Raw genomic sequence first — 11,347 nt, forward strand, 5'->3', positions numbered from 1 at the left:
TCCCTTGTGGGAGCGAGCCTGCTCGCGAATGCGGTGTGTCAGTCGACGGATGGAGCAACTGACACGACGCCTTCGCGAGCAGGCTCGCTCCCACAGGAGAAGCCTGCGCTAACGACGCTTATTTGGACGACTTGATCGCTGCACCCAGTTTCTTGGCAGTGTCGGCCGGGTCGGCTTTCGGGTCGTTGATGTAGTTGGTCACGACATCAAAGAACGCGCCTTGCACCGCCAGCGTGGTCGCCATGTTGTGCGCCATGCTTGGCTGCAGGCCGCCGGACTTGGCGTCCGCCAGGAAGTCCTTGGCAGCAGTCTGTGCGCAAGAGTCGAAACCGAGCTTGTCCATGTTGTTCAACATGTCGTTGCGAACCGGGATCGAGCCTTTGTTGATGCTGAAGACTTTCTGGAAGTTTTCACCCAGCACGACTTTGGCGATGTCCTGCTGACCGGACGCAGTGCCGGCGTCCTTCTGCTTGAACACGGCCAGCGAGTCGATGTTGTAGGTGAACGCCTTGTCGGTGCCCGGGAAAGCTACGCACTCGTAGTCCTTGCCGGCGACTTTCTTGGCGGCAGTCCATTCGGACTTGGCCCAGTCACCCATGATCTGCATGCCGGCCTTGCCGTTGATGACTTTGGCTGCTTCCAGGTTCCAGTCCTGACCTTTGCCGTCAGCGTCCATGTAGGTCGCGACTTTCTTCAGCTCGGTCAGCGCCTTGACCATTTCCGGGCCGGTCAGCGCGGCGTTGTCCAGGTCAACCAGGGCTTTCTTGTAACCATCGACACCCATCACCGAAAGCACCACGGCTTCGAACACGGTGCTGTCCTGCCAAGGCTGACCGCCGTGAGCCAGCGGGATGAAGCCCGCAGCCTTGAGCTTGTCGCCAGCGGCGTAGAATTCTTCGAGGGTGGTCGGGTTCTTGGTGATCCCGGCTTTCTTGAACACTTCCGGGTTGATCCACAGCCAGTTCACGCGGTGAATGTTCACCGGCACGGCCACGTAATCACCGTCGTACTTCACGGTATCGGAGACTTTCTTGTCGAGCAGGCTGTCCCATTTTTCCGACTTGGCAACGTCTTTCAGCACGTCGGTGTCGAGCAGGCCTGTGGATGCCCACTCCTGAATGTCCGGGCCTTTGATCTGGGCAACGCCAGGCGGGTTACCGGCAACGGCGCGGCTTTTCAGCACGGTCATGGCAGTCGCACCGCCACCGCCGGCGACAGCGCCGTCTTTCCAGGTGAAACCGTCTTTTTCGACTTGTGCCTTGAGCACATCAACAGCGGCTTTTTCGCCACCGGACGTCCACCAGTGCACGACTTCGACCGAACCTTTGGATTCGGCAGCGGAAACACTGAGAGGCAGAATTGCGAGCGGGAACAGGGAGGCGACAGAAATGACAGTAGCGAGGCGAGAAATCGCATTCATCTGAGATGTACCTTTCTTGTTGTTATGCATGCAAGTCTGGTGCTTGCGCTGCACAGGAGTTTAAACAGGACGTTTCCCTTCGCAGGTAACGAAGGGACGCGCGAATGTCACCACATGGTTACACAGGACTGCTCTGGGATAACTGTGCCAGCGCAGTCGCCATACTGGGTGACAAGGGTAGACGAGGGATCAGCACGGCTTGCCAGGCGTGATACAGATCGGGTTTGCCCGGCCAGATATCGGCACTTGGCAGGTTTTGCGGATTGAGTTCGTGGTGCCAGCTGCCGTCGCAACGGTCGATGAAATGTACTTCGCAGAATTCCCAGAACAGTCGGTACCAGGTTTCGTATTGCGCAGCTCCGGTGCGTTTGAGCAAGGCGCTGGCAGCAGCGCTGGCCTCGGCGTGCGTCCAGTGCAGGCGGTGGCGGACGACGGCTTTGTTGTCCCAGTCGAGGGTGTAGACGATGCCCGGCAGACCATCGACGTTCCAACCGTTGCGGCAGTTGTTTTCGAAGAGTTTCTGCGCGTCGCTGGCGAGCCAGCCGGGCGTGAGCATGCCGGCCTGGACCCGCGCCGCTTCGAGGTGCAGCAACAGCCGCGCCCACTCGAAACCGTGGCCCGGTGTGGTGCCGTAAGGGCGGAAACCATCGGCCGGATTGTTGAGGTTATAGTCTCGCAGCGGCTGCCAGTCGCGGTCGAAATGCTCAATGACCATGTAACCGTTGGCGGCAGCATGACCGTGGATCACCCGCTCGACGATGCGTTGCGCGCGGCTCAGCCAGCGCGGATCTTCAGTGACATCGGCCAGCGCGAGGAACGCTTCGGTCGCGTGCATGTTGCTGTTGGCGCCGCGATAGGCTTCTTCTTCGCTCCAGTCGCGATTGAAGAATTCGCGCATGGTGCCCTCTTCTTCGCTCCAGAAATACGTGTCGATGATGTCGATGGCATCGTCCAGCAGCGCTTGTGCGCCGGGGCGCTGTGCGACCACCGCAGAGCTGGCGGCCAGTGCGACAAAGGCATGCAGATAGGCGTTCTTGCCGGTGTTGTCGTCGCGGTGTTCGGCGACCGCAAACCAGCCACCGTGTAACGCATCACGCAACGGCCCGCGCAGGGCGGCAATGCCATGATCGACCAGTTCGGCAAAACCCGGCAGCCCCTGAATGTGGGCCATGGCGAAGCTGTGGGTCATGCGCGCGGTGTTCATGGTTTCGGCTTGCGCGTTGGCTGATAGACGGCCGCGTTCGTCGAGGTTGCCGAAGCCTTCGGGCAGCTTTGATGCTTTGGCGAAATCCAGCAGACGCAGGCCTTCGGCGGCGAGCCATTGCTGGTGGGCAGGGGCGTTCAGCCAACTGCTGAAGCCGGGTTGGAAGAGATCCATGGGTGGCCTTTTTTGTTGTTATGACTGCGGGGAGTCTAAACAACGGGCCGAGGTGGGCTTGTAACGAAGGGGGCGGGTTTTGTCACCAGTCCGTGACAAAAAGCAGCCCTCACCCCAGCCCTCTCCCGGAGGGAGAGGGGGCCGACCGAGTGGAGCTGAGTTATCCGCCGACCTGACACATCGAGTTGATTATGGATTCGCTACCGGACTTCCAGGTCGGCGTATCTCTGCAGCATCCCCCGGTCAGTCCCCTCTCCCCCCGGGAGAGGGCTAGGGTGAGGGAAAGCCTTTGACTCAATCCGCCGAACGCGGCAATTGCAGGGTCACCCGCAATCCACCCTCTCGCAGATTCTGCAACGTCACTTCCCCACCATGGCTATGGGCAATATTGCGCGCGATGCCCAATCCCAAACCATAGCCCTGCTGCTGCCCCGCCAACCGGAAGTGCGGCTCGAACACCTGTTCCAAGCGCTGCTCCGGCACGCCCGGCCCTTCATCATCAACATGCAAGACAAACGCGCTGTCATCGTCATCAATGTGCAGATGCGCGTTCTGCCCATACTTCAACGCATTGTCGATCAGGTTCCCGATGCAGCGTTTCAACGCCAAAGGCTTGCCCGGATACGCCGCCAGCGCCCGGCCATGTTGGGTGACGCGACCGTTGCCATTCGGCGCCAGGTACGGCTCGACCAGACAATCGAGCACATGGTTGAGATCCACCGGTTCGATGTTCTCGTGGATGTCGGTGTCTTTCACGCATTGCAGCGCGCCTTTGACCAACAACTCCAACTCATCCAGATCGCGGCCGAATTTGGCTTGCAGCTTCTCGTCTTCAAGCAATTCGACGCGCAAACGCAAACGGGTGATCGGCGTGCGTAAGTCATGGGAAATCGCGCTGAACAACTGGCTGCGCTCGGTCAGGTAGCGGCTGATGCGCTCGCGCATGGTGTTGAAGGCGCGGCCCACTTCCACCACTTCACTGCCGCCGCCCTCGGCCACAGGTTCAACGTCAGCGCCCAGCGACAGATCCCGCGCGGCGCGCGCCAGACGCTTGAGTGGGCGGCTCTGCCAGTGCACCAACAGGCCGATGAACAACAGCAAGAATCCGCTGGTGAGGACGATAAACCACACCTGCTGCGAGGGCAGGCCTTGCTCTTCAAGACTGGTGTACGGCTCCGGCAGCAGTGAAGCGATGTACAGCCATTCGCCCGGGGCCATTTGAATCTGCGTGACCAACACGGGTGGATTCACCGGCTCCAGGGTCAGCGCGTAATGCGCCCACGAGCGCGGCAGCTCATCGAGTTTCAGCCCGGCGTTGAAGATCCGCAGGTCTTCGGGGCTGACGAAGGTCACCGATATATCGGTGTCGTGCCCGAGGGTCTGGCGCAGCACTTCGTCGACCGCTTTCATCACCGCCGCTTTACGCGGCGTGACCGGCAACACATCCATGCCCAGGGGCTTGTCGTTGAGCGTCACGACAAAGCGGGTGCCGCCCATGCTGCGCAACTGGTCGAGCACCAACGGTCGATAAGCCACCGGTAATGAGCGGAAATAGCTGACGCTGGCAGTCATCGAATGCGCAAGGCTGCGGGCGCTGGTGACCAGGCCTTCGAGTTGTGTGGCGCGCAGTTGCGAGACCCAGATCACGCTCGACAATGTTTGCGCGAACAGCACCGCCAGCAAGGTCAGCAGCAACATCCGCCCGAGCAACGAACGCGGCACCGGCACCTTGGCGGCGAGTTTGCGCAGCGACTCAGTGAGCATTGCCGGCAACCACGTTGGCTGCCAGTTGATAGCCACTGCCGCGCACGGTTCGGATCAGCCGTGGCGGTTTCTCGGTGTCGCGCAGACGCTGGCGCAAACGGCTGACGGCCATGTCGACGATGCGATCGAGCGGCATCAGATCACGGCCACGGGTGGCGTTGCCGATGGTGTCGCGGTCGAGGATTTCCTGCGGATGATCGAGGAACAGTTTCAACAGGGCGAAGTCGGCGCCGGAAAGAATTACTTCTTCGCCATCGGTGTGAAACAGCCGATGGCTGACCATGTCCAGCCGCCATTCATCGAAGGCCAGCACGTCGCTGCCACTGCGCTCCTGACCGAATTGCGCACGCCGCAGCAGAGCTTTGATGCGTGCTTGCAGTTCGCGCGGGCTGAAGGGTTTGCCGAGGTAGTCGTCGGCGCCGAGTTCCAGACCGATCACGCGATCGGCCTCGTCGGAACTGGCGGTAAGCATGATGATCGGCACCTGCGCCTGACGCGGATGCTGACGCACCCAACGGCACAGGCTGAAGCCGTCTTCGTCGGGCAGCATGACATCGAGGATCACCAGATCGCTCGGCGCCTCGTTGAGGGCCTGACGGAAACTGGCGCCATCGGCGGTGGCACGCACCTGAAACCCGGCGCGGGTCAGGTAGGTTTCCAGCAACTCGCGTATTTCCTGGTCGTCATCGACCAACAATATCGACTTGTTGACTGAGCTCACTTCGAAGGCATCCTTGTTGTTGGAATTGGGGCGGATTATGCCTGATGAACCTTGGAATTTTGTTGTCTGTTCTGGCGTCATCGCTGGCAAGCCAGCTCCCACAAGGATTTGTGTCGTTCACAAAACCTGTGGGAGCTGGCTTGCCAGCGATGAGAGCGACTCGGTATCAAGCCTGTTCGAGGGCTACACCGGCGCCCACCAGCCCGGAATACGGCGCTGTCACCAGCCACACCGGGATACCTTTGAAATAGTCGCTCATGCACCCTTTGTCAGCAAAGCTACGGGCGAAACCGCTTTCGAGGAAGAAATCGGCAAAGCGTGGGATAACACCGCCGACGATATACACCCCGCCACGTCCGCCCGTGGTCAGCACGTTGTTGCCGGCGACACGGCCGAGCCAGCAACAAAATTGCTCCAGCACTTCCAGCGCAATCGGATCACCCGCCAGACCGGCCGCGGTAATCGCTTCCGGCGTGTCGAGCTTCGGCTCATGCCCATCCACCGCGCAGATCGCCCGGTAAACCCGTGGCAAGCCACCACCGCTCAACGCGGTTTCCGCGCTGACATGGCCGATCTCGTTGTGGATGTGCTGCCACAACTGGGTTTCACGCGGACTGCTCAGCGGCAAATCGACATGACCGCCCTCGCCCGGCAACGCCGCGAAACGGCCTTCACCGAGGTCGAGCAAGGTGCCGACGCCCAGGCCAGTGCCCGGACCGATCACCACCGCCGGACGCAACGGCTCCGGCGCACCCTCGCAGACCACGCGGAATTCGCCCGGCTGCAAACGGGTCATGCCCAGCGCCATCGCCGAGAAGTCGTTGACCAGCAACAACTGCTCGACCTGCAAGGTTTTGCAGAACGCGGTGCGACTCAGCCGCCAGTGATTGTTGGTGAATTTGAACTCGTCACCACTGACCGGCCCCGCCACCGACAGGCACACCGAACCGATTGAGCCCGGCGCCAGACCGAGCCCGCTCAGGTACAGGCTGATCGCCTCTTCCGGGCTGGCGTGGTCGGCCGTGGCCAGCACCTGAACCGATTCCAGTTGCTGGTTTTTCCACAACGCAAACCGCGCGTTGGTGCCTCCGATGTCACCGACCAAAGCCAGTTTCAATTAAGCGTCTCCAGGGCAGAAGTGAAGGCGCTGGCGCCCTGCTCCGCCGAGCTGAAGGCCATGCGCATGAAGCCAAACAGTTCGCGACCGCTGCCGATGTTGTTGCCCAGCAGGCCTTTGGCGGGTTCGCGCGCTGCAAATTCTGCGGCGTCGACCTTGAGTTCCAAGGTGCCTTTGACGCCATCGACGCGAATGATATCGCCCTCTTGCACGCGTGCCAAAGCGCCACCGACATAGGCTTCGGGGCTGACGTGAATCGCCGCCGGGATTTTCCCCGAGGCGCCGGACATGCGCCCGTCAGTTACCAGCGCGACTTTGAAGCCGCGATCCTGCAGCACACCGAGGAACGGCGTCATCTTGTGCAACTCGGGCATGCCGTTGGAGCGCGGGCCCTGGAAGCGCATCACGGCGACAAAATCTTTTTCCAGCAGACCGGCCTTGAACGCGTCGGCCAGATCCTGCTGATCCTGGAACACCATGGCCGGTGCTTCGACGATCTGGTTTTCCAACGCGACGGCGGACACCTTCATCACGCCGCGCCCGAGGTTGCCTTCCATCACGCGCAAACCACCCTCCGCCGAGAATGCACGGGCGACCGGGCGCAGGATGTTTTCGTCGAGGCTGTCGACCGGGCCTTCACGCCAGACCAGTTCACCGTTATCAAGGAACGGTTCTTTCGTGTATTTGCTCAAGCCGTGGCCAAGCACGGTGTTGACGTCTTCGTGCAACAGACCGGCGCCAAGCAGTTCGCGGATCAGGAACGACATGCCGCCCGCTGCCTGGAAGTGGTTGATGTCGGCTTTGCCGTTCGGGTAGACGTGACTCAGGGTCGGCACGACTTCGGAGAGGTCGGCCATGTCCTGCCAGGTCAATTGAATGCCCGCTGCCATGGCGATGGCCGGCATGTGCAGGGTGTGGTTGGTCGAACCGCCAGTGGCGTGCAGCGCGACGATCGAGTTGACCAGCGACTTCTCGTCGACGATTTCGCCGATCGGCATGAAGTTGCCGTTCTGCTTGGTCAGGCGCGTGACTTGATGCGCGGCTTCGCGAGTCAGCGCGTCGCGCAGCGGCGTGTTCGGGTTGACGAAAGAGGCGCCCGGCAAGTGCAGGCCCATGACTTCCATCAGCAACTGGTTGGTGTTGGCGGTGCCGTAGAAGGTGCAGGTGCCCGGGCTGTGGTAGGACTTCATCTCCGATTCCAGCAGCTCTTCGCGGGTCGCTTTGCCTTCAGCGTACTTCTGGCGAACGTCGGCTTTTTCCTTGTTGGAAATCCCCGAGACCATCGGCCCGCCCGGGACGAAGATCGTCGGCAGGTGGCCGAAGCGCAGCGAACCCATCATCAGGCCCGGCACGATCTTGTCGCAGATACCGAGCATCAGCGCGCCGTCGAACATGTTATGCGAGAGCGCCACCGCAGTAGACATGGCGATCACTTCGCGGCTCGGCAGGCTCAGTTCCATACCCGGCTCACCTTGGGTGACGCCGTCGCACATCGCTGGCGTACCGCCGGCGAACTGGCCGACCGAGCCGATTTCGCGCAGGGCGTTCTTGATCTGTTCCGGGAACACTTCGTACGGCTGGTGCGCCGAGAGCATGTCGTTATACGAAGAAACAATGGCGATGTTCGCCGAGTTCATCATCCGCAGGCTGTGCTTGTCTTCGCTGCCGCACCCGGCCACGCCATGGGCGAAGTTGGCGCATTGCAGCTTGCCGCGCATCGGCCCGTCAGTGGCGGCGCCGCGAATCAGTGCAAGGTAAGCCTGACGCGTGGCGCGGCTGCGGGCGATAAGCCGTTCGGTGACCTCAAGAACGCGGGGATGCATGTGTAGAACTCCAGGCTAACGGATGTGGCGACCTGATTGTCTATGCTGATCAAACGCCGTTGTTGTTGGAATGACAGACGGCTTTTTTGACCATTCGGACCAGTTGATTCAGGTCACTCGTTGTAGATAAAACAAAATATTGCCACTAAAAAGGCTTGTTTTCTATTTTTATGCGAATAATCTTGTAATTCCAACAACAAAACGACGGCGGCGCTGTTCCATGACTCTACGAATCGCAATCAATGGTTTTGGCCGCATCGGCCGTAATGTCCTGCGCGCACTGTATACCCAAGGCTATCGACAGGATTTGCAGATCGTCGCCATCAACGATCTGGGCGACAGCTCGATCAATGCCCATCTGCTCAAATACGACACCGTTCACGGCACGTTCGACGCACAGGTCGAGCATGATAACGAGAGCCTGACGGTCAACGGCGACCGCATTGCGGTCAGCGCGATTCGCAACCCGGCCGAACTGCCATGGGCGGCGGAAAAGATTGATGTGGTGTTCGAATGCACCGGTCTCTTTACCGATCGCGCCAAAGCCGCCGCGCATCTTACTGCCGGCGCACGCAAAGTGATCATTTCGGCCCCGGCCAAAGGCGCCGACGCTACCGTGGTTTATGGTGTGAACCACGACATTCTGCGCCAGTCGCACCAGATCATCTCCAACGCTTCGTGCACCACCAACTGCCTGGCGCCAGTGGCGCAGGTGCTGCACCGCGAGCTGGGGATTGAAAGCGGTCTGATGACTACGATCCATGCCTACACCAACGATCAGAACCTGACTGACGTCTATCACACCGACCCGTACCGCGCGCGTTCGGCCACGCAGAACATGATCCCGAGCAAGACCGGCGCCGCTGAAGCGGTGGGCCTGGTGCTGCCGGAACTGGCGGGCAAACTGACCGGCATGGCCGTGCGGGTGCCGGTGATCAATGTGTCGCTGGTGGATTTGACCGTACAGCTGAAAAAAGAAGCCAGTGCCGAGGAAGTCAACGCGCTGATGAAAGCGGCTAGCCAACACTCGAAGATATTGGGTTACAACACGTTGCCGCTGATTTCCAGCGACTTCAACCACAATCCGCTGTCGTCGATCTTCGACGCCAATCACACCAAATCCAGCGGCAAACTGCTGAAAGTGCTGGCCTGGTATGACAACGAGTGGGGCTTCTCCAACCGCATGCTGGATAACTGCCTGGCGCTGTGTAACGCCGAGTAACCTCAAGTAATCCCCTATCCCTGTGGGAGCGAGCTTGCTCGCGAAAGCGGTATGTCAGTCACTATTTGAATAGCCTGACACTACGCCTTCGCGAGCAAGCTCGCTCCCACAGGGTTTCGATTTCAATTTGAAATCAACACTTGACCATTCGACTAGATGATAAGCATTATCATTCGCTTGAAATCGATCAGGTCCTCCCGTGAGTCAATCGCGCTTCAACCACGTCTTCCTTACTCAGCGCACATCCTTGCTGCGTACGCTGGAACGGATGGTCAACAATCACAGCACCGCTGAAGACCTGTTGCAGGAGACCTACCTGCGCGTGACGCGGGCGTTGAGCGAGCGGGCCATCGATCACCTCGAACCTTTTGTCTTCCAGACCGCGCGCAATCTGGCGCTGGATCATTTGCGTGCGCGCAAGATCCATTCGCGGACCATGGTTGATGATGTGCCGCAGGATGTCGTGCACAGCGTCGCCGCCCCCGCCAGCAGCGCCGAAGATGCCGCCCACGCCGAACAGATGCTGGAGCGCCTGAACGTGAGCCTCAGTCAACTCAGCCCCCGCCAGCAGCAGATTTTCATCCTCAGCCGTTTGCACGGGAACAGCTATCAGGAAATCGCCGACGAGCTGAACGTCTCCCTCAGCACCGTGCAGAAAGAACTGAAGCTGATCATGAGCATTTGCATCGGTGTCGCTGAACGCCTGAATGGCGACTGAGGTCGTAGGCCTTTTCTGTAAGTGCCAGGATCGCCTGCACGGATCATCGGGCTTTGTTACCCTTGCCCGACTTTTACGCTTCACTTGAAAAAACAGCCGTGCGCAGACACTGCCGAGGAAACACCGTGACGGACACCCACCGCTCGCCTTCGCCGGATTCGGTGCAGGACGCTGCAAACGCAATGGACCAGGCGCTGGACTGGCTCATCGTGCTCGGCAGCCCGGACGAGGAGCAGACCCGGCAGTTTCATGCCTGGCTGGCGGCCGATCCGCTGAACGCCGAGGCGTTCGCCAAGGCCCAGGCGATCTGGGACGGCCCGCAAGTCGCCCAGTGCGCGCAAAGCCTGGCGGCCAAACCTGCAAAAGTCCCCGTCCTCAAGCGTCTGCGTCCGCACTGGAAACCGCTGGCCACCGCCGCGGTGCTGGTGCTCGGTCTGTTCAGCTTCAGCAATTTGCCCATGCGCCTTCAGGCCGATCACCTCACGGTGGTTGGCGAGCGCCAGCGTCTGCAACTGGAGGACGGCTCGAAAGTCCTGCTCAATACCAATTCGGCATTCTCCAGCACCATCAACGATCAACAGCGCGTTGCCCGGTTGTTTCAGGGTGAGGCGTTTTTCGAGATTGCCAGCGGCCGCAATCAACCGCTGGAAATCGATGCCGGGCCAGTCACTGCCAGCGTGCGCGATACGGCGTTCGCCGTGCGTTATCTCGATGGCGTCGCGCAGGTCAATGTGCAGCGCGGCGACGTCGATTTGCGCGCCACGCACAACGATGCCCGTGTGCGCCTGACTGCCGGCGAAAGCATTCGCATCGGCCCCAACGGTTTCGACCGCCCGGCCAAACTCGATGCCAACACGGACCTGGCCTGGGTGCAGGGCCGGCTGGTGTTCGAGAACTGCCCGCTGAATCAGGTACTGGCCGAATTGCGCCGCTACTACCCGGGCTGGATCATCAACAACAACGAGCAACTGGCCGACGTCGCCGTAACCGGCAATTACCGTCTCGATCAGCCGCTCGACGTGGTGCGTTCCCTCGCGCACATCACCTCGGCGCGCCTGCAGGAATTCCCCGCGCTGGTGATTTTGAACTAAATGAGAATTATTTTTACTCGATAGCCAACGTCAGTACGTCTCGTTATAGCCAATGCAATTGATTCGCAACACGCGAAGCCAATGAGCACCTAT

9 protein-coding genes are annotated in these 11,347 nt (G+C 60.3%); 3 read left to right on the forward strand and 6 right to left on the reverse strand.

Annotation, left to right across the window (positions count from 1 at the left end):
- Positions 1 to 118 precede the first annotated feature (118 nt).
- The 6 genes from ACZ0A4_RS16940 to edd form a co-directional block, all read right to left on the reverse strand.
- Positions 119 to 1,420: an ABC transporter substrate-binding protein gene (locus ACZ0A4_RS16940; protein WP_463575663.1), complete on the reverse strand. Its 1,302-nt coding sequence runs from the start codon at positions 1,418 to 1,420 to the stop codon at positions 119 to 121.
- A gap of 118 nt (positions 1,421 to 1,538) precedes the next feature.
- Positions 1,539 to 2,798: a D-mannose isomerase gene (locus tag ACZ0A4_RS16945; RefSeq protein ID WP_463575664.1), complete on the reverse strand. Its 1,260-nt coding sequence runs from the start codon at positions 2,796 to 2,798 to the stop codon at positions 1,539 to 1,541.
- A gap of 294 nt (positions 2,799 to 3,092) precedes the next feature.
- Positions 3,093 to 4,562, reverse strand: a complete 1,470-nt coding sequence (locus tag ACZ0A4_RS16950) for an ATP-binding protein (protein WP_007917878.1) — start codon at positions 4,560 to 4,562, stop codon at positions 3,093 to 3,095.
- On the reverse strand, positions 4,552 to 5,283 hold the full coding sequence (locus ACZ0A4_RS16955) for a response regulator (RefSeq protein ID WP_007917879.1): 732 nt from the start codon (positions 5,281 to 5,283) through the stop codon (positions 4,552 to 4,554). Before ACZ0A4_RS16955 ends, ACZ0A4_RS16950 begins: the two co-directional genes overlap by 11 nt.
- A 166-nt stretch (positions 5,284 to 5,449) precedes the next feature.
- Positions 5,450 to 6,400, reverse strand: a complete 951-nt coding sequence (locus tag ACZ0A4_RS16960) for a glucokinase (protein ID WP_463575666.1) — start codon at positions 6,398 to 6,400, stop codon at positions 5,450 to 5,452.
- Complete coding sequence (edd, locus tag ACZ0A4_RS16965; protein ID WP_095112266.1) at positions 6,397 to 8,223, reverse strand: phosphogluconate dehydratase; 1,827 nt, start codon at positions 8,221 to 8,223, stop codon at positions 6,397 to 6,399. Before edd ends, ACZ0A4_RS16960 begins: the two co-directional genes overlap by 4 nt.
- A gap of 220 nt (positions 8,224 to 8,443) precedes the next feature.
- On the opposite strand from edd, the gene gap reads away from it, so the two are divergent.
- The 3 genes from gap (at position 8,444) to ACZ0A4_RS16980 (ending at position 11,254) form a co-directional block, all read left to right on the forward strand.
- Positions 8,444 to 9,445 (forward strand): type I glyceraldehyde-3-phosphate dehydrogenase, encoded by a 1,002-nt coding sequence (gene gap / locus ACZ0A4_RS16970; protein ID WP_463575667.1) that lies wholly within the window; start codon positions 8,444 to 8,446, stop codon positions 9,443 to 9,445.
- 199 nt (positions 9,446 to 9,644) lie between these two features.
- Positions 9,645 to 10,163, forward strand: coding sequence for an RNA polymerase sigma factor (locus ACZ0A4_RS16975; RefSeq protein ID WP_093430467.1), 519 nt, complete (start codon positions 9,645 to 9,647; stop codon positions 10,161 to 10,163).
- Positions 10,164 to 10,288: 125 nt separating this feature from the next.
- Complete coding sequence (locus tag ACZ0A4_RS16980) at positions 10,289 to 11,254, forward strand: FecR family protein (RefSeq protein WP_463575668.1); 966 nt, start codon at positions 10,289 to 10,291, stop codon at positions 11,252 to 11,254.
- Positions 11,255 to 11,347 lie beyond the last annotated feature (93 nt).

It is taken from the genome of Pseudomonas sp. AC172 (genome assembly GCF_979258595.1).

Bases quoted from the DNA above. Each gene is read 5' to 3' on its own strand.
- gap (WP_463575667.1), top strand. From the start codon at position 8,444: ATGACTCTACGAATCGCAATCAATGGTTTTGGCCGCATCGGCCGTAAT.
- ACZ0A4_RS16945 (WP_463575664.1), bottom strand. From the start codon at position 2,798: ATGGATCTCTTCCAACCCGGCTTCAGCAGTTGGCTGAACGCCCCTGCC.
- ACZ0A4_RS16950 (WP_007917878.1), bottom strand. From the start codon at position 4,562: ATGCTCACTGAGTCGCTGCGCAAACTCGCCGCCAAGGTGCCGGTGCCG.
- edd (WP_095112266.1), bottom strand. From the start codon at position 8,223: ATGCATCCCCGCGTTCTTGAGGTCACCGAACGGCTTATCGCCCGCAGC.
- ACZ0A4_RS16940 (WP_463575663.1), bottom strand. From the start codon at position 1,420: ATGAATGCGATTTCTCGCCTCGCTACTGTCATTTCTGTCGCCTCCCTG.